The sequence below is a fragment of the Lentzea sp. NPDC004789 genome (assembly GCF_053601075.1).
The window spans coordinates 141,099-164,883 of record NZ_JBSGBE010000015.1; the positions used below are offsets into that span (position 1 = coordinate 141,099).

Consider the following 23,785-nt stretch of genomic DNA (forward strand, 5'->3'; position numbering starts at 1 on the left):
GCCTCAGACCGTCGACTCCTCGGCCGCCTTCTCCTCGGCCTCCGCCGCGAGCGCCACCAGCTCGTCGAAGCCCGCCCGGATGCCGTCGGCGAGCAGCTGCACGTCCGGCACGCCGTCGAAGTCGGCGTTGATGCCGAACGTGAACTTGTCCAGGTAGGAGAAGATGCCGACGGTGATCCGGATCGTCGACGCGACCGGCACGTACGGGAACATCTCCACCAGCGGACGGCCGAGCATGTAGAGCGGGATGCGCGGGCCGGGCACGTTCGTGGTGACGGTCTGCAGGATCTGCTGCGGGAACCGCATCGCCGTGCGCGAACCCAGCGCCATCAACGTCGGCGCGGCGAAGTTCGACAGGTTCGTGATCACGTCGGCACCGGCGGCCTGGCGCGAGTTCTTGAGGTCGTCCATCTGCTCGCGGATCGACGCGAGGCGCTTCACCGGGTCAGCCTCACCGACGGGCAGATTGACCAGCACGGCGCTGACGCGGTTGTTCAGCTCGTTGTGCTGGTCGGCCTTGCGCATCGACACGGGCACCATGGTTCGCACGACCATGCCGTCGGTCAGCTCGCCGCGCTTCTCCAGCAGGTCGCGGAAACCACGCGTGATCGCCGTGAGGATCACGTCGTTGACCGTGCCGCCGGCGGCCTTGCGCACCTGCTTGATCTCGGCCAGGTTCGCGCGCGCCCACACCCAGCGGCGGTGCGGCCCGATAGGACCGTTCAGCGACGTGGCGGCCCGCGTGATCAGCCGGCGCGCGGTGCCGGGCAGCGACCCGAGCACCGACTTGCCGAAGTCGACGATCTCGTTGAGCGACCGCATGTTCCGCGCGATGGCGGGCAACGCGGAGAGGTGCTGCACGGGCGTCACGACGGCGTCGCGCACCCCGTCGACCACCAGGTCGAGCGTCGAGGGCGTCGGCGCGGGCTTCCACTCCTTCGGCTCCGGCAGCGCGGTCTCCTGGCGGAAGTCCAGCAGGAGCTGCAGCATGTCCGTTCCGGACACTCCGTCGATCATGCAGTGGTGGACCTTGGAGATGATCGCCCAGCGGCCGCCTTCGAGTCCTTCGACGAGCCAGGCCTCCCACAGCGGCTTCTTGTCGTCGAGCTTCTGCGCGAAGATCCGGCCCGCGAGGTTGCGCAGCTGGTCCTCACCGCCCGGAGACGGCACCGCGGTGTGTCGCACGTGGTAGAGGATGTTGAAGTGGTCGTCGTCGACCCAGACCGGACGGCCGACGTGGAACGGCAGCGCCTTCACCTTCTGGCGGTAGCGCGGCACCTGGTCCATGCGGGCCATGAAGAGGCGGATCACATCGCCGTAGGACGGCGCCGGGCCGTCGAAAACCAGGACGGAACCGACGTGCATCGGCACGTTCTCGTCCTCGATGAAGTAGAAGCCTGCGTCCAAAGAGCTCATCCGATCCACTCGAAAAATGGTAGAGGAGCTTTCCGTCTGAATCGACGTCCATGCAGGTGAGAGGCACTGCACACGTGTGAGGTTGCCGACGTGTTACCTGGACGTGGCGAATCGAGACTCGAAAGTACTGGCGAAAAGATCGTTCACGAAACATCATGGACTCACTGGGCAACGCCGCCCAGAGCGCCGGCTCGGGGTTGTCGACGTGTGGGGAGGCTCCTATGTCTGCCGTACCATCAGACGAGGTCTTCGACGTTCCTGTTGTGTCTCCCCTCCACCTGGTCAGAGGAAGCGCGCCGGGGCTCTTCTGGTACCTCACCGAGCCCACCCGCTGCGCCCTCGACGTCGGTGAGTTCGTCGCCACCCGGTCCATGCTGCGCGGTGCGCCCGCCGGTGACGGTCACCCGGTGCTGGTCTTCCCCGGTCTCGGCGCGGCCGACTCGTCCACGGTGATGCTGCGCCGGTTCCTCTCCGGTCTGGGCTACGACGTGCACCGATGGGGTCTGGGCCGCAACATCGGGCCGACGCGCAAGGCCGTCGACGGCATGCACGCGTTGGTGAAGAAGGTGTCCGACGACTTCGGTGGACCGGTCTCGATCGTGGGCTGGTCGCTCGGCGGGATCTTCGCGCGCGAGATGGCGCGCGACCACCCGCACCGCGTGCGCCAGGTGATCACGATGGGCTCGCCGTACAACATGAGCGATCCCGTGCAGTCACGGGCGATGCCCGCGTTCGCGTTGTTCTCGCGGCTGCACATCCCGCGCGAGGAGTTCCCGCCGCCGGAGTCGACCCGGCCGCCGATCCCGGTGCCTGCCACGTCGATCTACTCCAAGACGGACGGCATCGTGTCGTGGGAGTCGTGCGTCGAGGAACCGGGCCACCGCAGGGAGAACGTGCAGGTGTCGTCGTCGCACCTGGGCTACGGCTTCAACGCCACCGTGCTGTGGGTGGTGGCTGACCGGCTGGCGCAGGCGGAGGGCACGTGGGCGCCCTTCGCCGCGCCGCCGGGAATGGCCCGGCTGTACCCGCGCGCGGCTTAGCAGGGCTTCGGGTCGGCGTAGATCACCAGCGTGTGGTCGGGCTGCTCGGCGAGGTGGAACGCCGTGTACGCGTAGTCCACCGCGCCGAGTCGCCTGTGCCGCAGGCGTTTCCGGCCGCTGTGCTGAGCCTGCACGTCGTGGTGGGGCCACCAGGTGCGCACCTGCGGGCTGGCCTCGTGCAGCTCGTCGATCAGCCTGGCGAACCGCGCGGGGTACCGGGCCGCCAGCGCGCGCAGCCGGGCGAGCAGGCCGCGCGCCTCCGGTTCCCAGTCGATCACGACGTGCCGTGCCTCGGGATCGGTGAACACCCATCGCGCGAAGTTCGGCTTTTCTCCTTCGAGCACTGGGAAGAGCTCTGCTGCCGCCTCGTTGTGGGCCACCACGTCGTAGGTCGGGTCGATGATGTAGGCCGGGCTCGGCTGCAGCAGCGCCGGAACCGCGGCCGCTTCGGGCGAGAGGGCCTCCTCGCGCTCGTCCGCCGGTGCCCGGCCCGCCAACAGGAACAGGTGGTCCTTTTCGGACCGGTCGAGCCGGAGCGCGGCCGCGATGGCCCCGAGCACCTGGTCGGAAGCCTGCACGTCCCGGCCCTGTTCGAGGTACGTGTACCAGGTCGCGCTGACCCCGGCGAGCACCGCGAGCTCCTCCCGGCGCAGTCCCGGCGTGCGGCGCCGGCCGGTCTGCGGCAGGCCGGCCTCGGCGGGCGTGATCCGTTCCCGGCGGCTGCGCAGGAACGCGCCCAGTTCGCTCATGCTGGTACCTCCGGTTCCAGCACAAGGCGGCTCTGGATACGGGGATGAGCTCGCCGCAGGCTTGGTGTCATGTCAGGAATCAACGGCAAGGTCGTGGCGATCACCGGGGCGAGCAGCGGGATCGGGGCGGCGGCCGCGCGGTTGCTCGCGAAGCAGGGTGCCCGGCTCGTGCTCGGGGCACGCCGGGAGGACCGTCTCGCGGACCTGGTGGCGGAGCTCGGCGGCGACGCCGTGCAGGTCCGCACCGACGTGACGCGGCGAGAGGATCTGCGGGCGCTGGTCGCGTTGGCCCAGGAGCGGTTCGGCAGGCTCGACGTGCTCGTGTCCAACGCCGGAGCGGGACCGATCTCGCCGCTCGACGACCTGCGGGTCGACGAGTGGGACGAGATGGTCGACATCAACATCAAGGGCGTGCTGCACGGCATCGCGGCCGCGCTGCCGGTCTTTCGCGAGCAACAGGCCGGGCACTTCGTCACCACCGCGTCCACGGCGGCCTTCACCGTCGCGCCGGGCATGGCGGTCTACGCGGGCACCAAGGTCGCCGTGCGGGCGATCTGCGAGGGCCTGCGTCAGGAGTCGAACGGCGTTTTCCGCGTGACCACGGTGTTTCCGGGATTCGTGCACACGGACTTCGCGGAGGCGTCGAGCAATCCCGAGGTGCGGGCGCGCATCTCGGCGATGCGGGACGAGATCGCGATCTCGCCGGACGCGATCGCCCGCGCGGTGGCGTTCGCGATCGAGCAGCCGGCCGACGTCGACGTGAACGAGGTCGTCGTGCGACCGGCTGCCCAGGCCTAGCTGTTCAGAGCTAGCTGTTCATCGGCTTGCCGTTCGCCGTGACGTTGGTGAACTTCAGGCCGTCGACGTTCTTGACGGTGTTGGAGGTGGAGCTGACGGTGAACTTCGAGTCCCGCAGCTCCAGCCCCTTCACGTGCTCCTGCGACAGGCCGGACACGTCGAGGACCTTGGAAGCCTTGGTGCTGCTGCAGTTCGAGAGGGAGAACGGGCCGAACTTCGGCACGTAGCTGCCCGTCTGCGAGTTGTAGGTCGTTGTCACGTAGACGAACGAGCGCTCGAACACGCCGGACACGCTGTCGAGGTTGATGTTCTGGCTGAAGCCGCCGCGCTTGGTGTTCGACTTGACGTGCAGCGCGAACTTCGTGGCACCGACGCAGTTCAGCTGGTAGCCGTAGACGTTGCGGATGCCGCCGGTCTGCTCGGAGCCGCACGTGATGGCGCCCCAGTTGCCGTTCATGCGGCAGTTGACGACGACGAGGTTCTGGCACGGCACGTTGATCCGCCGGCCGTCCTCGTCGCGGCCGGACTTGATGGCCACGTTGTCGTCGTGCGCACCCAGGTCGCTGTTGGAGATCACGACGTGATCGCACGACTCCGGGTCGCACGCGTCGGTGTTGCTGGAGGCCGTCGACGGGTCGGTGTGCACGTCGTCGACCGTGACGTTCTTGCAGAGCGTCGGATGGATCTGCCAGAACTTGGGGTTCTTCAGCGTGACGCCCTGGATCAGCACGGTGTCGCAGTCGTACGGTTCGACGAACGTCGAGCGCATGTTCTTGCCGGAACCGGGAACCACGCGCTTCTCCGGCGGGGTTCCCTTGGCCACCAACGACTCCAGGTACGAGCGGTCGCTCCCTTTGTTCCAGCTGCCGGTGGCGCCCGCGTCGAGCGTGCCCTTGCCGGTCAGCGCGATGTTGGTCTGCTTGTGCGCGTAGACCATGGGGGAGCGGTTCATGCACTCGATGCCCTCGTACCGCGTGAGCACGGTCGGGAACTTCGAGGCGTCACCGGAGAACTTGATGAGCACGCCGTCCTCCAGGTGGAAGTCGACGTTGCTGAGCAGGTGGATCGCGCCCGTGACGTAGGTGCCCTTGGGCACGACCACGTGACCGCCGCCGGCCGCGTTGCAGGCGGCGATGGCCTTCTTGAACGCTTCGGTGTTGTCGGTCTTGTTGTCGCCCTTGGCGCCGTACGCGGTCGCGTCGAAGTTCTTGTCGGGGAACGACGGGAGCTTCGTGTTCCGCACGATCTCGTTGGCCGCGGGCCAGGGCAGTTCGGGTACCGCTGCCGAGAGTGAGATCGGGGCTGCGAGGGCGGTCCTGGTCAGGACCGGGGTGGCGATGGCGGCCACGACGGAGGCTTTCATCAGCAGTCGGCGGTTGATCCTGCCGTCCATTCGACGTCCTCTTCCACAGTGAAGGCAACGTTGGGCGGCGGCGTTTCAGAAACGACTGTAAACGTTTGCGACGCGTGTCACAACAGCCGGAAGGCCGCGAGGGCCAGGCGAACACGTCCGACGTCTGACACGTCCAGCACGCGGCCGATCTGGTCGAGGCGGCGGGACACGCTGCTGTGGTGCAGGTGGAGGAGGTCGGCGGCGCGGCGGAGTGAGCCGGTGGTGCAGTAGGCGTCCAACGTTTCGAGGTCGTCGGGGGACAGGGCGGCGATGGCGGCCACGTCGGCGTTGGCGCGCAGGGTGGCGGTGGGGACGTGGGCCAGCAGGGCCAGGGCGCCGAGGTCCGGGTGGCGGACGACCGGGGTGCGGGTGGTGGTGAAGCGGAGCGCGGTCTGGGCTTCGGACCAGGCGCGGGCGGGGTGGGGGTCGGCGCTGATGCCCGCGCGGACGCCGGGAGGGAAGTCGCCGAGGCTGGTCGCGAGGAGGACGCCGGTGCTGAGCGCCGGGGTGGGAGTCGCGGGCTGGGGCAGGTTGGCTGCCGGGGTGGGCGTGGGCAGGTGGGATGGGTTGGCTGGCGGGGTGGGCGCGGCCGGGTGAGATGGGCTGGCTGCCGGGATGGCCCAGCTCGGCGAGCCTGCCGCCGCGCCAAGCGGTGCGGCCTTCACCAGGTGCGCCGGGCACACCGCCGCCGCCACCCGGTCCAGCGCGAGCTCCGAGCAGACCGCCGCCACCAGCACCGGCCGATCGGCCGCGAACCCCAGCAACCGCAACGCCCGCGCCCGCCCCGCCTCGTCGCTGTCCGCACTGATCACCAGTTCCACCAGCGCGGGATCCGCCATCGTGGTGCGGGCGGGCCCGTAGCGTTCGACGACGGCGGCGACGGCGAGCGCGAGGCGGTCCAGCACGACCTCGTCGAGCGGCCAGGCGCCCCCGGCGCGCTCCAGCCACACCTCGCCGATCTCCTCGTCGTCGAGCGTGATCGGGCTGCGCGACGACATCGGTTGTGCCACACCGGCTTCGGTACCCGCGGGTGACATGCGGACCACCTTGCCCGTGCTGTGCAGGCGGATTCCGGCGATGCACTCGGCCAGCCCCGCCGACGCCCGCGCCAGGGCGGGGAGGTCGACGCGGCGGCGCATCAGGGTGTCGTAGAACATCACGACGCGGATCGCGCCCTCGACGTGCGAGTCGAGGTTGGACAGCCGGGTCGCCAACGCCTCCATGTCCTCGACGATAGCGACGAATGGCGCGCGGACGGGTCCGATTGCGCGACGAGCGTCGGCTGAAGATCGTCGCGATGCCCGTGAGGATGGACGGCATGGATCCCGAGTTGGAAGCATTCGTCCCGTTCTTCCCGAAGGCCGAGCTGGTCGACGTGGCGAAGGAACGTCAGGTCCTCGCCGAGCTCGCGGCCGGCATCCCGGCGGAGACGGACGGCATGGAGGTCGAGGACCGCCTGGTGCCCGGTGACCCCGATGTGCCCGTGCGGATCTACCGGCCGTACGAGGCGCACGGCACGGTCATCTGGATGCACGGCGGGGGCTGGTGCATGGGTGACGTGGAGACCGAACACCCGTGGGCGTCACGGGTCGCCGCGCGGTCGCGGGCGACGGTGATCTCGGTGGGGTACCGGCTGGCGCCCGAGCACCCGTTCCCCGCTGCCCTCGACGACGCGTGGACGGTGCTGCGGTGGGCGCATGAGACCGTCCCCGAACCCGACCTGATCGCGGTCGCCGGGCACAGCGCGGGCGGTGGGCTGGCGGCGGCGCTCGCGTTGAAGGCGCGGGACGAGCAGGGGCCGCCGATCCGGTTCCAGCTGCTGCACCAGCCCGGGCTCGACGACCGGCTGACCAGCTGGTCGGCCCGGCACTTCACCGAGACGCCGTGGTTCAACCGCGCCAAGGCCGGTCAGGCGTGGCAGCACTACCTCGGCGGGCGGCCCGCCACGCCGTACGCGGCACCGGCTCGTGCGGAGGACCTGTCGGACCTGCCGCCCGCCTACGTCGCGTCGGCAGAGTTCTGCCCGAACCGCGACGAGAACATCGCCTACGCGGTGCGGCTCATGCAGTCGGACGTCCAGGTCGAGCTGCACCAGTGGCCCGGCACGTTCCACGGGTCGCAGGCGTTGCTGTCGGCCGATGTTTCCCAGCGTCAGTTCGCCGAGATCGGCGACGTTCTGAGGAGGGCACTGGCATGAAGGCCGAACTGGAGGCGATCCACCGCGCCGGAGTGCCCGGTGTGTGGGCGGAGGTGCGCGAGAACGGCCGCGTGTGGCGTGGCGCTTTCGGTGACGTCACGCCGGATGTGCGGCACCGCATCGGCAGCGTCACCAAGACGTTCACCGCGGCGGCGATCATGCTGCTGGTGGAGCGCGGCAGGATCGGGCTGGACACGCCCGTGCACGGGGACGCCACGGTCCGGATGCTGCTGAACATGACCAGCGGCCTGGCCGACTACCGCTTCCTCGCGTTCCCGTCGTTGCTGGAGGGCTCGCCGAAGAGCCTGGAGGACAACCAGTTCCGGCACTTCCACCCGCGCGAGCTGATCGAACTGGGCGTCAACGCGCCCGCCGTCCCGCCGGGGACCTACTCCAACACCGGCTACCTGTTGCTCGGCCGGCTGATCGAGAAGGTCACCGGCATGCCGGCCGAGCGGTGGATCACCCGCAACGTCGTCGAACGCGCCGGGCTGTGCAACACGATGTTCCCGACCGGCACGCGCATCGCGGGGCCCCACCCGCCGATGTACGAGGCGCTGTTCGGACTGCTCGACCCGCCGCGCGACTACAGCGTCTACGACATGTCGTGGGTCGGTGTGTCCGCGTCGCTGATCTCGACCGTGGAGGACCTCAACCTGTTCTTCGCGGCACTGCTCGACGGCAAGATCGTGTCGCGGGAGTCGTTGGCGCTCATGCAGCAGACCGGTCCGGTGGTCGCGTTCGACGGCTCGACCGTCGACTACGGACTCGGGCTGCACCGCAAGGGCGGCTTCTGGGGCCACGACGGCTCGGTGTGGGGTGCCGGCACGTGGTCGTTCCACAGCGCGGACGGCGAACGGCAGGTGTCGCTGGCCGTCAACCTCCAGCGGTGGAACAACTCCGCGATCGACGAGGCGCTCGCGCAGTTCCAGCGGTCAGCTGTAGATCGTGACCGTCAGCCGGGGGTTTGAGCGGAAGTCGGTCGACTCGTAGGCGACGCGGGCGAGCGGCATCGACCCCGCCGCGGCCGTCAGCGTCGTCTCGATCTCGTTGCGCTCGTCCTCGGTCAGGTACGGCCAGAACGAGCTGTGCCAGATCACCGTGTACGTGCCGCGCTCGTCCGGCGGCACGAGGTTCTCCCGCAACCACCGCCCGGCCGGCGACCGCGCCACCTTCACGCCGACCTTGGCGGCCAGCTCGATCGCGTCGTCGAGGTCCCACCGCAACGAGTCGTGCTCTGGCGGGATGAACGAGTGCAGGATCATCGCGTGCTTGGGATCGCTCGGGTCCCGCGGCTGCAGGTCGCAGCCGGCGCGGTCGACGATCTCCAGGTCTGGCGGCCGCGGCCCGGCGGCGGCGAGGCGCACCGGCGAGTCCTTCTCGCCCCACTCCCAGCCGAGGCCGAACCAGCGGTAGCGGTCCAGGATCAGGTTGAGCCCCGCGCAGGCACCGAGCTCCAGCAGCCGGACCTTCGGCGCGCCGATCATGGTCAGGCCGCGCAGGAGGAACCCGGCGGTCTTCGGCTGGTGCTGCTGGACCGTGCGGTCGAGCGCGGCCAGGATCTCGCCCGCGTTCTCGACGATCGCGCGCCGTGCCGCGAGCCAGGCCAGCAACGCCGTGGAGTCCGACTCGCCGGCCATCGCGGCGGCGTGCGCGCTGGCGAACCGCTGGCTCAGCTCCGGCGCCTTGCCCGACAGCATCAGCAACCGCACCCCGGCGAGCGCCTGGATGCCGAACAACGGGCTGTGCACGGCGCTGTGCGAGCAGAGCAGGTCGGCCACCGGGCCGCCGCGGTCGAGCTCGCTCGCGAGCTCGGAGAGGATGCGCGCGGAGACCGGCGCGCTCGTGCGCAACCGCACCGCGAACGTCCGCAGTGTGGAGGCGCCGATGCCTGCCGCGGTCACGCACCCCTCCCTTCTTCGGCAGAGGACTTTACAAGGGAGGGAAAGCATTCATCCCATATGAGACCGAGCGTGACGCCACAGCCCGATGGGTATCGTGCGGCACGTGAGCGAGTTCCTGGAGCTGTCCGCGGCCGGTCCGGTCGCCACGTTGACGATCAACCGTCCGGCCAAGCGCAACGCCATGAGCTACGACATGTGGTCCGCGCTGCCGGGGTTGATGGCGCGTGTTTCCGCTGATGAGAGCATCCGGGTGCTGGTGATTCGCGGCGGGGGGCACTTCTCGGCCGGTGCCGACATCGCCGAGTTCTCGACCCTGCGCCGGGGTGCCGCGGGCGCCGCGCACTACGGCGAGGCGGTGCACAACGGCGAACGCGCCATCGCCCAGCTGGAGAAGCCCACGATCGCCGCGATCTCCGGCTTCTGCGTCGGCGGTGGGTGTGAGATCGCCCTCGCCTGCGACATCCGGGTGGCGTCCGCGGACGCGCGATTCGGCATCACGCCCGCGAAACTCGGCATCGTCTACAGCTTCACGTCCACCAAGCAGCTCGTCGACGTGGTCGGCCCGGCGTGGGCGAAGCAGATCCTGTTCTCGGCCGATCTGATCGACTCGGCCACGGCGTTGCGGATCGGTCTGGTCAACGAGGTCGTGGAGTCGGTCGAGGCCCGCGTGAAGGAACTCTCCGAACAGATCGCGGGGCGGGCGCAGGTGTCGGTGCGGGGCGCGAAGAAGATCATCAACTCGATCACGGACGGCGGGCACGAGGACGACTTCGTGCGAGCGCTGTACGCGGAGGCCGCGTCCAGTGCCGACTACGCGGAGGGCGTGTCGGCGTTCCTGGAGAAGCGGCCCCCGCGGTTTTAGAGGGCGTTGCCGGTCAGGTCAGCGTGAGCGCTGGTTCGAGGTGGCCAGCACGTACTGCGCGTAGTTGATGGCGGTGCGCAGCGTGTACTGCAGCGGACGACCGTTGACGATGCGTCCCCATCCCGTGTACGGCTGCTGGGTGTCCTGGGCACCTTGCGGCCGGCGCAGCAGGTCGTTGAAGCGGTTGCTCAGGTTGCCCCAGTTGTTCTCCTGGGTGGCGTACTCCTGCGGAACCCGGAAGTAGTTCCCGTTGTCGTTCATGACCAGGGCGATCTCGTCGCGCAGCGGCCGGAAGCGAGCGGCCTCCGAGAGCCACTGGGTCATCTGCAGAACACCCTGGGCCATGTGCTGCCTGTTGTTGGCTTCCAACAGGTAGCGGACCGCACCGTTGACCGTCCACGGATTGATCGCCAGACCGGCGCGGCCCTGCCCCGCGGCCTCCTCGATGCTGTTGTAGTTGTCGGTGAAGCCGGCAGAACGGTGCTGGTGGTCGTTCGGACCGCCGTCACCGTAGCGGCTGGACGGTCCGTTGTCCGCGTTCTGGCCCTCGGCACCCAGGTAGCGGTACACACCGTCAGCTCCCCACCAGCCGACGATGTACAGGTCTGAGCGCCGCACCTGGATGCGCACGTAGTCGGGGCTGCCCATCGCGTGGATGTCGACCCGGATGAAGTCGTTGCTGTCCCTGGTGGACACGTTGATCGTGTGGTTGACCTGGTAGGCGTTGCCGGCGCCGGGAACCACGCTGCCCTGGTTGTCGCTGACCCGGCTGCGCACGTCGTTGATGAAGTTGATGTAGCCCTGCGAGCCGCCGCCTCCGTCGAGGTAGAACGTGGCGTTGTTGTCCTCCGCGTTCGCGCTCGGCGCGGCGCCCAGCAGGCCGGCCAGCGTCGAAGTGACCAGTGCGAACGCGGCCGAAGCCAGCGTGAACCTGCGGCGACGGGAAATCGCCCGCTTCAGCCAGGGGGTGTCCGTTTTGGACATTCCTTTACCCTCCCGTTGTCCGGATTTCGCCGCGAGATCTTGCTCGCGGGCAGCACCGAATCTGCCGTCCGGCGGAACACCGAACAATGGGGGACGGAATTAGTGGGTAGGGCGGCACCGATGAATGGGTACCGCCCCCGGCCTGCCTAGAAGCGCTCGGCGTCGATCGTGGTGTCCGGGCCGTGTCCGGTGTGGACCACGGTGTCACCGGGCAGTTCGAACAGCTTCTCCCTGATCGACTGCTCGATCGTCGGCCGGTCCGAGAACGACCGCCCGGTCGCGCCCGGCCCGCCCTGGAACAACGTGTCGCCGGTGAACACCGCGCCCAGCGACGGCACGTAGAAGCACACCGCGCCCGGCGAATGTCCTGGCGTGTGCAGCACGTGGATCTCCTGGCCGGCCACGGTGAGGATCTGGCCGTCCTGCAACGCCAGGTGCGGGATCACGCCGGTGTGCGTCAACGACCACACCACGTGATCGGCCTGGTGCAACGCCATCGGCGCGCCCGTCGCGTGAGCGAGGTCCGGTGCGACGCGGACGTGGTCGTCGTGCGCGTGGGTCAGCAGGATCGCCACGACCTTCCGGCCGTCCACGACCTTGAGGATCGCGTCCACGTCGTGCGGCGCGTCGATGACGACGCACTCCGCGGAGTCACCGATCACCCACACGTTGTTGTCGACGTCGAAGGTCTCGCCGTCCAGCGAGAACGTGCCGGACGTGACGGCGTGGTCGACTCGCAGGCTCATCAGAAGACCACGACCGATCGCAGCACGTCGCCGTGGTGCATCTTCTCGAAGGCGGCTTCCACGCCGTCCAGCGGGATCTCCTCGGTCACGAACGCGTCGAGGTCGAAACGGCCCTGCTGGTACAGGTCGACGAGCATCGGGAAGTCGCGGGACGGCAGGCAGTCGCCGTACCACGAGGACTTGAGCGAGCCGCCGCGCGAGAAGAAGTCGATCAACGGCATCTCGAGCTTCATGTCCGGCGTCGGAACACCCACGAGGACAACGGTTCCGGCCAGGTCGCGGGCGTAGAAGGCCTGCTTCCACGTCTCCGGGCGGCCGACCGCGTCGATCACGACGTCCGCGCCGAACGAGTCCGTCAGCTCCTGGATGGCCTCCACGACGTCGGGCACCTCGCGGGCGTTGATGGTGTGCGTGGCGCCGAAACCCTTGGCCCACTCCAGCTTCCGCGGGTCGGTGTCGACGGCGATGATCTTCGCGGCACCGGCGATGCGGGCGCCCGCGATGGCGCCGTCGCCCACGCCGCCGCAGCCGATCACGGCCACCGAGTCGCCGCGCGTCACGCCACCGGTGTTCACGGCGGCACCGACACCCGCCATGACACCGCAGCCCAGCAGGCCGACGGCCGCCGCGCGGGCGGACGGGTCGACCTTCGTGCACTGTCCTGAGTGGACCAACGTCTTCTCGGCGAACGCGCCGATGCCCAGGGCCGGGGACAGCGGGGTGCCGTCGGCCAGCGTCATCGGCTGCGACGCGTTGAACGTCGAGAAGCAGTACCAGGGCTTGCCGCGACGGCAGGCCCGGCAGGTGCCGCAGACGGCACGCCAGTTCAGCACGACGAAGTCGCCGGGCTCCAGGTCCGTCACGCCTTCACCCACGGACTCCACGACACCCGCGGCCTCGTGTCCCAGCAGGAACGGGAAGTCGTCGTTGATGCCGCCCTCGCGGTAGTGCAGGTCGGTGTGGCAGACACCGCACGCCTGCACGCGGACCACGGCCTCGCCGGGGCCTGGATCGGGCACCAGCACCGAGGTCAGCTCGACGGGAAGACCTTTGCCACGGGCGACGATGCCCTTGACCTCTTGCGCCACTGCGACTCCGTTCTCACCTGATCAAGGTCGTGCCTTCGAACTCGCCGAGAACCTCCCGGTAGAACTCAATCCCTACACCGTTGGGGTCGCGGATGTACAGGCTGTCCTCGACGCCGCGGTCGGGGCCCAGGTACTCGATGCCCGCGTCGTCCAGCTTCGCCTTGATCTCGTCGAACCGCTCGGGCGAGGTCGACAGCGCCAGGTGCTGAACGGCGCCGATCGTCTCCGTGAACGCCGGGTGGTCGTGGCCCGGGAAGTCGAAGAATCCCAGCAGGTTCTTGTTGCCGAGGTCGAAGAAGAAGTGGCTGGAACCGCGGTAGTCGCGGTTCTCGACGAGCTCCACCAGCGGGAAGCCGAGGAACTCCTGGTAGAACCGGATCGTTTCCTCGACGTCCTTGCAGATCAACGCGATGTGGTGGACGCCGCTGGTGGGCGAGCCGCCGCGCTCGTCGAGCGGCTTCACGTATTTCTTGCGCAGCTCATCGCGTTTGGCGCGGATCGCGTCGAGCTCGGCACCCTCTGGCTGTGGCATGTCGCAGAGAATAGTTGAGAATTCAAACGTACGCAGGTCACCCGGCGACGCCTTCGAACTCGATGTCGCGTTCTTCCGGCAGCAGCGTGGCCTGCAGGAATGCCACGCTCGTCTCGCGATCCAACCGCGTCTCGCAGTCGAACCGCGCCAGCGAGAGTTCACCCGGTTGCCGAGCATAGGCCTTCAGCGTCGTGATGTCGTGCAGGCCGAAACCGTCGTCGATGCCCCAGTTCGCGAGGCTGGCCGCGCTCATCAGCTCCTCGGCGTCGTCCAGCGAGGGTGCCGTGAAGAACAGCCTGCCGCGCACGTAGACGCCCCGCGCGCCGCTGGGGGAGATCAATGTGACCGGGGCACCCGTGCGGCAGGCCAGGAAGTGGAACGCGATACCGCCGCCGAGTGAGCCCACGACCGTCGCCGCGGGCAGGCCGCTCCACGTGACGGGGCGTTTCGCGAACGCCTCCGCCTGGCCCAGCAGGAACTCGCGGTAGTTGCGCGGGTTGAGGTCCTGCAGGTAGTTCCACATCCGGAAGACGTGGTGGTAGCCGAGCTTCCCGGCCAGTTCCAGGGCCGCGCGGAACGCCAGCCTGCCCGCGTAGGTGTGCTCATCGGTCGGGGGGATCCGCCCGGCGCAGAACAGGTACTCGCCGTCGTGGGCGTAGGTGATCGCCTTGTGCTCACCGGACTCGACGCCGCGCGAGGTCGTCCAGACCTCGGCGAAACCGTGCCCCTCGTCCTCGGCCAGGTGCACGGTCAGCTCCGGATGCCCGTCCCGCAGCACCGGGTTGAACGACGTGCCGGCGAACCGCACGACACCCAGCCGGGAGCGGGCGGGGTCCTCCGCGACCGCGGAGAGCGGCTCGAACCTCGACGACAGCGCACGAACCCGCAACTGACGAGTCATCACTGGCCCTTTCGAAGGCGACCGGGCCCAGATTAAGTTGCGGAACGATTGCCGTGCACCACAGCGTCTCGATTGGGCGGTCCGCTCAATCCTCTTCGTCGCCGGGCCATTTGCCCGTCAGCTTCTGAAAACCCTTGGCGCCACCGCGGTCGATCGCGGCTTTGACCAGCCCGAAGATGGCTCCCTGCAAGGCCGCGGCCAGCAGCACCTCGCGCCAGGTCCGGTTCCGCATCGTCGCGCTCGGCGCTTCTTCGTCACCCGCGACGACCTTCCACACTTGACCGAAGATCATGGTGGCGAGGAAGCCGCCCAACGCGCCGAGCAGCATTCCCAGTGGGCGGTACAGCAACTTCATCCATTCCTCCTGGAAAGTTTCCAGATCAAGAGGACCAGCGTGATGAGCACCGCCGCGATCGCCGCCGGATGCCGGCGCGCCTTCTCCACCTGTTCCGCCACCGGGTCGGGCAGCGCCTCGATGGCCTCGCTGGTGGCCCTGGTCATCCTGACCTTGGTCTCGCGCGCCTGCTCCTTCACGCGACCGGGCACGTCGACCTTGTGCGCCAACGCTTCCACGGTCTCGCCCAGCTCACGGCGGGTGCGTTCGACGTCCTTCTGGAGCTCGTCCCTGGGGTCGCTCATCGGTGTGCACGCTCCTTGATCGTCGCGATGTCCTGCTGCACGTTGTCCATCGCCTGCCGCGGCACCGGCGGCGCGGCACGCCGGACCTGCGCGCGTCCCACGAGCGCCATGACACCGGCGACGAGCAAAAGGGCGGCCGCGACGATCAGTGCGGCCGCCCACGGCGGTAGTACGAGGCTGAGGGCGAGGATGATGCCCGCGACGACGCTGAGCCCGCCCCACCACGCGAACACGCCGGCCGCGCCGAACATCCCGGCGCCGACACCGGCGTGCTTGCCCTTGTCCTTCAGCTCGGCGACCGCGAGTCGGATCTCATCGCGCGCGAGCCTGCTCACCTGCTCGGAGAGCCGGTTGACCAGCTGTGCGGTCGACGTGTCGGTGTTCATGCACGTCAGGTACCCACAGCCGGGGTCGGTGAATCAGCCCTGCTGAGCTTCCTTCACCTTGGCGTGGACCTCTTCCATGTCCACGTCACGGGCCTGCTGGATCAGGCTGTCCAGCGCGTTCGCCGGCAGCGCACCGGGCTGCGCGAACAGCACGACGCCCTCGCGCACGATCATCAGCGTCGGGATGCTGCGGATGCCGAACGTCGCCGCCAGCTGCTGCTGCGCCTCGGTGTCGACCTTGCCGAACACGAGGTCCTCGTGCTTCTCCGACGCGGCCTCGAACGTGGGCGCGAACGCCTTGCACGGGCCGCACCAGTCGGCCCAGAAGTCGACCAGAACGATGCCGGACCCGCCGACCACGTCGTCGAAGTTCTCGGTGGTCAGCTCGACCGTCGCCATGGGGGTCCTCCTCGTTGTTCCTGGGGCTACCCGTTTCAACGGACGCCGTCGTTGAAGAATTCCCCGGCGTGCCGCCGGTCACCCCACCGGGCTCGCGTCTCGGCCTGACGTGCAGAAAGCAGAATTGAACAGAAATGGAGAAAACAATTTCCTGCCGGTTCCTCGTCCTCGACGGGCCGGCCTCGCGCGGGCGACCTGGGCGCTCTTCAACTTTTTGTGGACGTCTTCAACTGGGCGTTGTACCGTCCCGGCCATGATGCCGCGCCTGCTCGTGACCTCGTTGCTCGTCGCAACGCTCGCTGCCTGCGGAGGCACGTCTGACACCGCGCAGACGACCACCCCGCCGTCGTCGGACCTGTCCGGCGTCCAGAAGGACGACAAGCTCGCCGCGCTGGTGCCCGCCGAGATCGCGTCGGCCGGGAAGCTCCGGGTCGGGTCGAACATCCAGAACCCGCCGAACAACTTCTACGACCAGGACGGCAAGACGCCGATGGGGTCTGAGGTCGACCTGGTCAAGGCGATCGCGGCCAAGCTCGGGCTGAAGGCCGAGCACAGCGACATGGCGTTCAGCTCGCTGATCACCAGCCTGGAGACCGGGCGCGTGGACGTCACGATGGCGGCGATGAACGACACCGCCGAGCGCCAGCAGAAGATCGACTTCGTCGACTACTTCACGTCCGGCATCACGATCATGGTGCAGAAGGGGAATCCCGAGGGCGTCAAAGGCCCGGACGACCTGTGCGGCAAGGGTGTCGCGGTGAACCTCGGCAGCTCGCAGGAGCAGTTCGCCAAGGAGCAGACCGAGAAGTGTGTCGCCGCGGGCAAGCCGAAGGTCGAGCTCAGCGTCACCGACAGCGACACCGGCAACCAGAACCAGCTGCGCACCGGCCGCGTCGCCGCGATCCTCAACGACCTGCCGACCGCCGTCTACGTCGCGAAGACCGCGGGTGACGGCAAGTACTTCGAGGTCGTCCAGCTCCCGCCGATCAACGGCGGCCCGTACGGCATCGGTGTCAACAAGAAGAACGCCGAGCTGTCCGAGGCGATCAAGGGCGCGCTGCAGGCGCTGATCGACGACGGCACGTACACCAAGATCCTCACCACGTGGGACATCAAGCAGGGTGCGATCACCAAGGCCGCGATCAATGGCAAGTGATCTGGAAGTAGTGCCTTTGCGCCACCCCGGCCGGTGGATCAGCGCGGCGATCGTGGTGCTGGTCGTCGCGGGCCTCGGCTGGGCGATGGCCGGGGCGCAGATCCAGTGGGAGGACGTGCCGGAGTTCTTCACGCACCCCGTCATGCTCGAAGGCCTGCTCAACACCATCGTGCTCGCGGTCGCCGCGCAGGGCGGCGCGATCGTGCTGGGCGTGGTGATCGCGTTGATGCGGCTGTCGGCGAACCCCGTCGCCCGCTGGTTCGCCGTCGGGTACATCTGGCTGTTCCGCGGGCTGCCGGTGCTGCTGCAGATCCTGATCTGGTTCAACCTCGCGCTGGTGTTCAAGGAGATCAGCATCCCGATGCTGTTCACCGTGCCGACGAACGTGGTGATGACCGCGTTCGTCGCGGCACTGCTCGGCCTGGGGCTCAACGAGAGCGCCTACATGGCCGAGATCGTCCGCGCGGGCCTGAGCAGCGTGGACGCCGGCCAGACCGAGGCGGCCAAGTCGATCGGCATGACACCGCTGACGACGTTGCGCAGGGTGGTGCTGCCGCAGGCGATGCGGGTGATCATCCCGCCGACCGGCAACAACTTCATCAACATGATCAAGGGCACCTCGATGGCGTCGGTGATCGCCTTCCTGGAGCTCATCCACGCCGCGAACAACATCTCGTCGCGCAACCTGGAGATCATGGAAACCCTGTTCGCCGCCGCGGCCTGGTACCTCGTGCTGGTGTCCCTCGCGTCGGTCGGGCAGCACTACCTGGAGCGTGCGCATGGCCCTCGTTGAGGCGGTAGGTGTCCGGAAGTCGTTCGGCCACACCGAGGTGCTGCGCGGCGTCGACCTGGAGGTGGAGCGCGGCGAGGTCGTCTGCCTGCTCGGGCCGTCCGGCGCGGGGAAGTCGACGTTCCTGCGCTGCGTGAACCACCTGGAGACCATCGACGCCGGCCGGATCTGGGTCGACGGCGTGCCGGTCGGGTTCCGCGCGCACGGCGGGAAGCTCTACGAGCTGCGCGAACGCGAGGCCGCCCACCAGCGACGGGACATCGGCATGGTGTTCCAGCGCTTCAACCTCTTCCCGCACCGCACGGCGCTGGAGAACGTCATGGAGGGCCCGGTCCAGGTGCTCCGGCGTGACCGCGCCGAGGTGCGCGGGGAGGCGCTGGCGTTGCTGGAACGGGTCGGCCTCGCCGAGAAGGCGGGCGCGTACCCGGCGCAGCTGTCCGGCGGCCAGCAGCAACGTGTTGCGATCGCGCGCGCTCTGGCGATGAAGCCCAAGCTGATGCTGTTCGACGAGCCCACGTCCGCGCTGGACCCGGAGCTGGTCGGCGAGGTGCTCGACGTGATGACCTCGCTGGCCCGCGACGGCATGACGATGATCGTGGTCACTCACGAGATCGGTTTCGCCCGCTCGGTCGCCGACCGCGTGGTGTTCCTCGTCGACGGCGCCGTGGTGGAGAGCGGCACTCCGGCAGACGTGCTGGACAATCCACAACAGCCGCGCACGCAACAGTTCCTCGCAAAGGTGCTCTAAGTTGATCGACACCTCGTACCTCGCCCAGTTCCGCGAACCGGAGGGGTACCTCGACTTCGCCCGCTTCGGCCCGCCGTCCCTGGCGGTGGTCACGGCCACCTCGCGGCTGATGGAACAGGCCTCGCTCGCCGGGCCCTCCACAGTGGACACGCTGATGCGCGAGGAACAACGGGTGAAGGCCGCCGTCGCCCGGCTGTGCCGCTCCGACACCGACCACGTCGCTCTGGTTCCGAACACGTCGATCGGCCTCTTTCAGGCCGCGTTCGGGCTGTCGGGGACCGTCATGTACTCGGCGTCGGAGTTCCCGTCCAACACCTACCCGTGGATGCGGGCCGGGTTGCCCTCGGTGGTGCTGGACGGACAGCCGACGCCTTCCGCAGTTGCGGCCGGTTTGACCGCCGAGGTCTCCGCGCTGTCGGTGTCCGCTGTGGACTTCCGCACCGGCTACCGGGCTGATCTGGCCGTGCTGCGCGAGGTCGTCGGCGACCGGTTGCTGATCGTGGACGGCATCCAGGGCTTCGGCGTGGCCGACGAGCCGTGGGAGCTGGCCGACGTGCTGGTCGTCGGCGGGCAGAAGTGGTTGCGCGCCGGGTGGAGCACCGGTTTCGTGGTGCTGTCGGACCGGGCTTTGGAGCGGCTTTCCCCCGTTCTGTCCGGGTGGACGGGCGCGGTCGACGCCGGCTTGTTCGACAACTCGGTGCACGAGCCCGCGCCGGACGCCGCCTCCTGGAACATCACGAACCTCTCGCCGGTCGTGTCGGGCGCGTTCGCCGAGGCGCTCGAACTGGTCGAGCTGGCCGGGGTGGGTGCGTTGGACGCGGCCGTCTCGGACGTGGTCGCCGAGCTGGAGGAGATCGTGCTGTCGTGCGGCGGCCAGATCGTGTCAGCGCGCGAGCGGCGGGCGGGGATCCTCGCGTTCACCATGCCCGAGGCGGCGTCGGTGGTGGGGGAGGCGCTGAACGCCTTCGGTGTCACGGCGACCGTGCGGCCGGAGCACGTCCGGTTGTCGCCGCACGCCACGACCACGCGCGGGACGCTCGAACGCGTGCGGGCCGCGCTGAAGTCGCTGTCCGGGGGAGTTTCGTCGCCGGTGCCGGCCGCGTTGTCGGCGCTGGTGCCGACGGTCGACAGCCTCGCCTCGGCGTTGGGGCCGGACACCGAGGTCGTCGTGCACGACCTCTCGCGGCTGCCGAACTCGATCATCGCGATCGCCGGGTCGCTGACCGGGCGGCAGGTGGGCGGGCCGATGACCGACCTGTTGCTGGGGCTGGTCCGGCGTGGCACCACGACCGACATGCCGGGCTACGAGACCTACGCGCCGGACGGGCGGGCCATCTGGTCGTCGACCACCTTCGTGCGCGACGCGAACGGTGTGGCCGTGGGGTGCCTGTGCGTCAACAAGCTGGCGGCGCACGAGGCTTCCGGGCCGGTCGAGTCGTTCCCGCAGGACGTGGACACGTTGCAGCGGGTGCTGGTCGAGAAGGCCATCGCCGATGTGGGCGTGCCGGTCGAGCTGATGAAGAAGGTGCACAAGTCGCAGGTCGTGCGAGTCCTGGACGAGGCCGGGTTCTTCCTCATCCGGGACTCGGTCGACCATCTGGCGGGTGTGCTGGAGGTCACCCGCTACACGATCTACAACTACCTCAACGAGAACCGAGGGACCTGATCAGCGCGTTCCAGGCGGGGGGCGAGAACGCGAGGACGTCGCCGCTCGCGTTCTTCGAGTCCCGGACCAGCGCGTCATGGGCGAGTGACACCTCGACGCATGCACCGTCGTCTGTGCCGTCGCTGTAGCTGCTCTTACTCCAAGTGCGGTCCTGCATGATCGGGTTCCTCTCGCGGACGGCCGACGTACTCCGCCAGCCTGCTCCGCGATTGTTCCGCACTCAAGGCGATCTCATCCAGGCGGTCGAAGAGGAGCCTGGTTCGGGCGATGGCACCCGGATCCTGCACGAACACCTTCGCGAGATTGGTCTCGCTGTAGACCACCGCCCGCACTTTGTCGAATTCCCACAGCATGCAGCTGGTGGCGGCGATCGGTGCGTTCGCCGGTACGATCCGGATGGTGTGCGTGTTGAACAGCAGTCGGGCGTACTGGTCCTCCATGACCGTGCCGTTGCCGACCTGGAGTTGCAGCGCATGCTCATGGACGAAAAACAAGCAAGTCGGCCGATCGTGTCGACGCAGTACCGTTTGCCGCTCAATCCTGAACTGGACGAGGGTCGGGATGCGTGCCTCCGTCACCACGCCGGTCATCCGGAAGATGGCGTCCGCGTATTCGGGTGTCTGCAGGAGGCCCGGGATCGTCTGCGTGTCGTAGGTGACGATCGTGGTGGCAGTCGACTCGGCCATTGCGACCGTTCGCAGGTTGTCCGACACCTGGATGAAGTACTCGTCGAAGGCGTACTGGTAGCGGCGCTTGAAGTCGTTCACGAAGTCGATGTCCTTGCCGCACATGGACAAGTACTGGATCAGGTCGATCTCGCTCGCGCGCGACTTGCCGTGCTCTATGGTGGAGACCTTGCTGGGGTCCCAGCCGAGCTTCTTGGCCAGTTGGTGGCCCTTGAGGCCGGTGCAGGTCTCGCGGAGTCGGCGCAGCTCGTCACCCAGGTCCCGGCTGTACGCGGTGGAAGCAGTCATGTGTCGACGCTATGGCTTGAATCCAAAACAAGAAGCCGCTCGTTCGGGTGAAAACGTCGCTTGTTCAAAACTCTTCCGCCGCTTACCGTTCCAGGTGTGAGAGCGCTCTCAAAGGTGAGATGGCTGGCCTGTCTGGCCGCCGCAGCGACTGCCCTGTCGTCACTGGCGTCGTCCACCGCCGCGTCCGCGGCCGAGGACTACACGCAGACCGTGACGGCGCTGGACTCCACTCAGGCGAGGATCGACTTCACGCCGACGACCCCTGCCCTGTACGTCGACGTGCACTACCTGATCACCAACATCCCCCAGCAGAACTTCCGGATGACCAACAACGCCGGGACCTGGCAGAAGACCGTCGGGTCGCTGTCGTCCGGCACGCAGATCGAGTACTGGTTCACCTACGAGAAGGGCGGGCCGCAGTACGACACCCCGCACTTCACGTACACGCACGGCAGCGCGCCCGCGCAGGTCGCGACGCCGACGTTCAGCCCGCCGGGCGGTTCCTACGCGTCCGCGCAGACCGTGACGATCTCGACCACGACCTCCGGTGCCTCGATCCGGTACACAGTGGACGGTTCGACGCCCACGGCCAGTTCTCCGCTCTACACCGGGCCGATCTCCGTTCCCGGTACCAGGACCGTGAACGCGATCGGGATCAAGTCCGGTCTGGCGAACTCAGTCGTCGCCAGCGCGACCTACACGATCGGCACGCAGCAGGGTTGCGTCCAGTCCGACAACCCGAACTTCGGGCCGAACACGCGGATCTTCGACCCGTCGATGTCCGCCGCGAGCATCCAGGCGCAGCTCGACACGGACTTCAACGCGCAGAAGGACACCCTGACCGCGCAGATGGCGCCGCGCCGGGTCGCGCATCTGTTCAAGCCTGGCACGTACAACGTCCATGACGACGTGGGCTTCTACACGTCCGTTGCGGGTCTTGGGCGCAACCCCGGTGACGTCGTGATCAATGGTGACATCACGGTCGACGCGTTCAACGAGTCGGACAAGGGTGTGGCGCTGCAGAACTTCTGGCGGTCCGCCGAGAACATGACGGTCAACCCGAGCAGCGGCACCAACCGGTGGGCCGTGGCGCAGGCGGCGCCGTTCCGGCGGATGGACGTGCGCGGCAACTTGGCGCTGTACCCGGCTTCCTACGGGTACGCCAGCGGTGGTTACACGGCTGATACGCGGGTGTCCGGGCAGACGGCGTCCATCTCGCAGCAGCAGTGGTACACGCGCGATTCCAACTACGGCAGTTGGGACGGCGGTGTGTGGAACATGGTGTTCTCCGGAACTCCCGGGGCACCTGCCAACACGTTCCCCTCGCCGCCCGAGACCACGTTGGGCACCACGCCGGTGTCGCGGGACGTTCCCTACCTCTACTTCGAGGCCGGGAAGTACCGGGTGTTCCTGCCTTCCTTGCGCACCAACGCTTCCGGTGCGTCGTGGCTCAACGGCGGCACGCCCGGCACGTCGGTGCCGATGAGCCAGTTCTACGTCGTCAAGTCCGGTGACACGGCCTCGACGATCAACACGGCGCTGGCGCAGGGGTGCGACCTGTTCTTCACGCCCGGCATCTACCACGTGAACCAGACGCTGCAGATCACCCGGCCGAACACCGTCGTGCTCGGCATCGGGTACGCGACGATCGTGCCGGACAACGGGGTCAACGCCATGCAGGTCGCCGACGTCGACGGCGTGCGGATCAAGGGCCTCCTGTTCGACGCGGGCACCACTCGCTCGGACGCGTTGCTGACGGTCGGGCCTTCGGGTTCGTCGGCGGCGCACGGGAGCAACCCGACGACGTTGCAGGACGTGTTCTTCCGGGTCGGCGGGGCGGTGGCGGGCAAGGCGACCACCAGCCTGGTCGTGAACAGCAGCAACACGATCATCGACCACACCTGGGCGTGGCGGGCCGACCACGGCAACGCGGGCACCTACGGGTGGACCGAGGCGGTCGGTGACACGGGCGTGCTCGTGAACGGCAACAACGTGCTGGCCACCGGGTTGTTCGTCGAGCACTACCAGAAGTACCAGGTGATCTGGAACGGTCAGGGCGGACGGACGATCTTCTTCCAGAACGAGATGCCGTACGACGTGCCGAACCAGGCCTCGTGGATGGCGCCCAACGGGGTCACCGGGTACGCGGCCTACAAGGTCGGCGACAACGTCACCACGCACGAGGCGTGGGGGCTGGGCAGCTACTGCTTCTTCGACGTCAACCCGGCGGTGCGCGCCGAGCACGCGTTCGAGGTGCCGAACCGGTCTGGCGTGCGGATGCACAACCTGCTGACGGTGTCGCTCAACTACCGGGGAACGATCACGCACGTGGTCAACGACGTCGGGGCGGTGACGCCGCCGGGCACGGTGCCGGTCAACGTCGTCAGCTACCCGTAGCCGCCGGGGGATCATCCGCC

General features: G+C 68.3%; 26 protein-coding genes. 10 read left to right on the plus strand and 16 right to left on the minus strand.

The genetic code is table 11. From position 1 onward, the window contains the following. Nucleotides 1–3: 3 nt before the first annotated feature. Entirely contained in the window at nt 4–1,416 is a 1,413-nt protein-coding gene (locus ACWEIJ_RS30495; RefSeq protein WP_449840684.1) for a WS/DGAT/MGAT family O-acyltransferase, read from the minus strand. A 263-nt stretch (nt 1,417–1,679) separates the two neighbouring features. Here ACWEIJ_RS30495 and ACWEIJ_RS30500 point away from each other — a divergent pair, with 263 nt between their 5' ends. Next, on the plus strand, nt 1,680–2,456 hold the full coding sequence (locus ACWEIJ_RS30500; RefSeq protein WP_449840685.1) for an esterase/lipase family protein: 777 nt from the start codon (nt 1,680–1,682) through the stop codon (nt 2,454–2,456). Here ACWEIJ_RS30500 and ACWEIJ_RS30505 read toward each other — a convergent pair. Continuing rightward, nucleotides 2,453–3,205, minus strand: coding sequence for a helix-turn-helix transcriptional regulator (locus ACWEIJ_RS30505; protein ID WP_449840686.1), 753 nt, complete (start codon nt 3,203–3,205; stop codon nt 2,453–2,455). The genes ACWEIJ_RS30500 and ACWEIJ_RS30505 overlap by 4 nt on opposite strands. Before the next feature lie 69 nt (nt 3,206–3,274). On the opposite strand from ACWEIJ_RS30505, the gene ACWEIJ_RS30510 reads away from it, so the two are divergent. Next, nucleotides 3,275–4,003 carry an SDR family oxidoreductase gene (locus ACWEIJ_RS30510; protein WP_449840687.1) on the plus strand — a complete coding sequence of 243 codons (729 nt, stop codon included), beginning with the start codon at nt 3,275–3,277 and terminating at the stop codon, nt 4,001–4,003. Nucleotides 4,004–4,013: 10 nt separating this feature from the next. Here ACWEIJ_RS30510 and ACWEIJ_RS30515 read toward each other — a convergent pair whose 3' ends face one another. Together ACWEIJ_RS30515 and ACWEIJ_RS30520 are read right to left on the minus strand one after the other, a co-directional pair. After that, a complete protein-coding gene (locus ACWEIJ_RS30515) occupies nt 4,014–5,396 on the minus strand; it encodes a glycoside hydrolase family 28 protein (protein WP_449840688.1) in 1,383 nt (460 codons plus the stop codon). Between the two features lie 77 nt (nt 5,397–5,473). Beyond that, nucleotides 5,474–6,619 carry a helix-turn-helix domain-containing protein gene (locus ACWEIJ_RS30520; RefSeq protein WP_449840689.1) on the minus strand — a complete coding sequence of 382 codons (1,146 nt, stop codon included), beginning with the start codon at nt 6,617–6,619 and terminating at the stop codon, nt 5,474–5,476. Nucleotides 6,620–6,714: 95 nt separating this feature from the next. Between ACWEIJ_RS30520 and ACWEIJ_RS30525 the strand changes: the two genes are divergently transcribed. Together ACWEIJ_RS30525 and ACWEIJ_RS30530 are read left to right on the plus strand one after the other, a co-directional pair. Continuing rightward, on the plus strand, nt 6,715–7,593 hold the full coding sequence (locus tag ACWEIJ_RS30525; protein ID WP_449840690.1) for an alpha/beta hydrolase: 879 nt from the start codon (nt 6,715–6,717) through the stop codon (nt 7,591–7,593). After that, nucleotides 7,590–8,564, plus strand: a complete 975-nt coding sequence (locus ACWEIJ_RS30530) for a serine hydrolase domain-containing protein (RefSeq protein ID WP_449840691.1) — start codon at nt 7,590–7,592, stop codon at nt 8,562–8,564. Before ACWEIJ_RS30525 ends, ACWEIJ_RS30530 begins: the two co-directional genes overlap by 4 nt. On the opposite strand, the gene ACWEIJ_RS30535 is transcribed toward ACWEIJ_RS30530, so the two are convergent. Then, nucleotides 8,529–9,497: a DUF2332 family protein gene (locus ACWEIJ_RS30535; protein ID WP_449840692.1), complete on the minus strand. Its 969-nt coding sequence runs from the start codon at nt 9,495–9,497 to the stop codon at nt 8,529–8,531. The genes ACWEIJ_RS30530 and ACWEIJ_RS30535 overlap by 36 nt on opposite strands. Before the next feature lie 103 nt (nt 9,498–9,600). Here ACWEIJ_RS30535 and ACWEIJ_RS30540 point away from each other — a divergent pair, with 103 nt between their 5' ends. Continuing rightward, nucleotides 9,601–10,359, plus strand: a complete 759-nt coding sequence (locus tag ACWEIJ_RS30540; protein WP_449840693.1) for an enoyl-CoA hydratase/isomerase family protein — start codon at nt 9,601–9,603, stop codon at nt 10,357–10,359. A gap of 18 nt (nt 10,360–10,377) precedes the next feature. Here the strand turns inward: ACWEIJ_RS30540 and ACWEIJ_RS30545 are convergent, their stop codons facing one another. The 9 genes from ACWEIJ_RS30545 to trxA form a co-directional block, all read right to left on the minus strand. Beyond that, nucleotides 10,378–11,343 carry a ribosome-inactivating family protein gene (locus ACWEIJ_RS30545; RefSeq protein WP_449840694.1) on the minus strand — a complete coding sequence of 322 codons (966 nt, stop codon included), beginning with the start codon at nt 11,341–11,343 and terminating at the stop codon, nt 10,378–10,380. A 146-nt stretch (nt 11,344–11,489) separates the two neighbouring features. Continuing rightward, nucleotides 11,490–12,089, minus strand: a complete 600-nt coding sequence (locus ACWEIJ_RS30550) for an MBL fold metallo-hydrolase (RefSeq protein WP_449840695.1) — start codon at nt 12,087–12,089, stop codon at nt 11,490–11,492. Further along, nucleotides 12,089–13,177, minus strand: a complete 1,089-nt coding sequence (locus ACWEIJ_RS30555; protein ID WP_449840696.1) for an S-(hydroxymethyl)mycothiol dehydrogenase — start codon at nt 13,175–13,177, stop codon at nt 12,089–12,091. The genes ACWEIJ_RS30550 and ACWEIJ_RS30555 overlap by 1 nt, the downstream gene beginning before the upstream one ends. Before the next feature lie 13 nt (nt 13,178–13,190). Continuing rightward, the gene (locus ACWEIJ_RS30560; RefSeq protein WP_355453319.1) at nt 13,191–13,709 is read right to left on the minus strand and encodes a VOC family protein; all 519 of its coding nucleotides are present in this window, start codon (nt 13,707–13,709) and stop codon (nt 13,191–13,193) included. Between the two features lie 37 nt (nt 13,710–13,746). Next, complete coding sequence (locus ACWEIJ_RS30565; RefSeq protein WP_449840697.1) at nt 13,747–14,610, minus strand: chorismate transformation enzyme, FkbO/Hyg5 family; 864 nt, start codon at nt 14,608–14,610, stop codon at nt 13,747–13,749. A gap of 85 nt (nt 14,611–14,695) precedes the next feature. Next, a complete protein-coding gene (locus tag ACWEIJ_RS30570; RefSeq protein ID WP_449840698.1) occupies nt 14,696–14,965 on the minus strand; it encodes a DUF4235 domain-containing protein in 270 nt (89 codons plus the stop codon). After that, complete coding sequence (locus ACWEIJ_RS30575; protein ID WP_355453327.1) at nt 14,962–15,249, minus strand: DUF3618 domain-containing protein; 288 nt, start codon at nt 15,247–15,249, stop codon at nt 14,962–14,964. Before ACWEIJ_RS30575 ends, ACWEIJ_RS30570 begins: the two co-directional genes overlap by 4 nt. After that, nucleotides 15,246–15,635 (minus strand): phage holin family protein, encoded by a 390-nt coding sequence (locus ACWEIJ_RS30580; RefSeq protein ID WP_449840699.1) that lies wholly within the window; start codon nt 15,633–15,635, stop codon nt 15,246–15,248. Before ACWEIJ_RS30580 ends, ACWEIJ_RS30575 begins: the two co-directional genes overlap by 4 nt. Nucleotides 15,636–15,668: 33 nt before the next feature. Beyond that, a complete protein-coding gene (gene trxA / locus ACWEIJ_RS30585; RefSeq protein ID WP_449840700.1) occupies nt 15,669–16,034 on the minus strand; it encodes a thioredoxin in 366 nt (121 codons plus the stop codon). 253 nt (nt 16,035–16,287) lie between these two features. Here trxA and ACWEIJ_RS30590 point away from each other — a divergent pair, with 253 nt between their 5' ends. From ACWEIJ_RS30590 to ACWEIJ_RS30605, 4 genes are read left to right on the plus strand one after another with little or no spacing between them, the layout of a single operon-like run. Beyond that, nucleotides 16,288–17,190: a transporter substrate-binding domain-containing protein gene (locus tag ACWEIJ_RS30590; RefSeq protein ID WP_449840701.1), complete on the plus strand. Its 903-nt coding sequence runs from the start codon at nt 16,288–16,290 to the stop codon at nt 17,188–17,190. Further along, on the plus strand, nt 17,180–17,983 hold the full coding sequence (locus ACWEIJ_RS30595; protein WP_449840702.1) for an amino acid ABC transporter permease: 804 nt from the start codon (nt 17,180–17,182) through the stop codon (nt 17,981–17,983). The genes ACWEIJ_RS30590 and ACWEIJ_RS30595 overlap by 11 nt, the downstream gene beginning before the upstream one ends. Next, nucleotides 17,970–18,728 carry an amino acid ABC transporter ATP-binding protein gene (locus tag ACWEIJ_RS30600; RefSeq protein ID WP_449840703.1) on the plus strand — a complete coding sequence of 253 codons (759 nt, stop codon included), beginning with the start codon at nt 17,970–17,972 and terminating at the stop codon, nt 18,726–18,728. Before ACWEIJ_RS30595 ends, ACWEIJ_RS30600 begins: the two co-directional genes overlap by 14 nt. A gap of 1 nt (nt 18,729) precedes the next feature. Further along, entirely contained in the window at nt 18,730–20,394 is a 1,665-nt protein-coding gene (locus tag ACWEIJ_RS30605) for a PAS domain-containing protein (RefSeq protein ID WP_449840704.1), read from the plus strand. Here ACWEIJ_RS30605 and ACWEIJ_RS30610 read toward each other — a convergent pair. Continuing rightward, entirely contained in the window at nt 20,372–20,551 is a 180-nt protein-coding gene (locus tag ACWEIJ_RS30610) for a DUF397 domain-containing protein (protein WP_449840705.1), read from the minus strand. The genes ACWEIJ_RS30605 and ACWEIJ_RS30610 overlap by 23 nt on opposite strands. Beyond that, on the minus strand, nt 20,529–21,368 hold the full coding sequence (locus ACWEIJ_RS30615; RefSeq protein ID WP_449840706.1) for a helix-turn-helix domain-containing protein: 840 nt from the start codon (nt 21,366–21,368) through the stop codon (nt 20,529–20,531). The genes ACWEIJ_RS30610 and ACWEIJ_RS30615 overlap by 23 nt, the downstream gene beginning before the upstream one ends. A 123-nt stretch (nt 21,369–21,491) precedes the next feature. Between ACWEIJ_RS30615 and ACWEIJ_RS30620 the strand changes: the two genes are divergently transcribed. Further along, nucleotides 21,492–23,765 (plus strand): chitobiase/beta-hexosaminidase C-terminal domain-containing protein, encoded by a 2,274-nt coding sequence (locus ACWEIJ_RS30620; RefSeq protein ID WP_449840779.1) that lies wholly within the window; start codon nt 21,492–21,494, stop codon nt 23,763–23,765. The last annotated feature ends 20 nt before the right edge of the window (nt 23,766–23,785 follow it).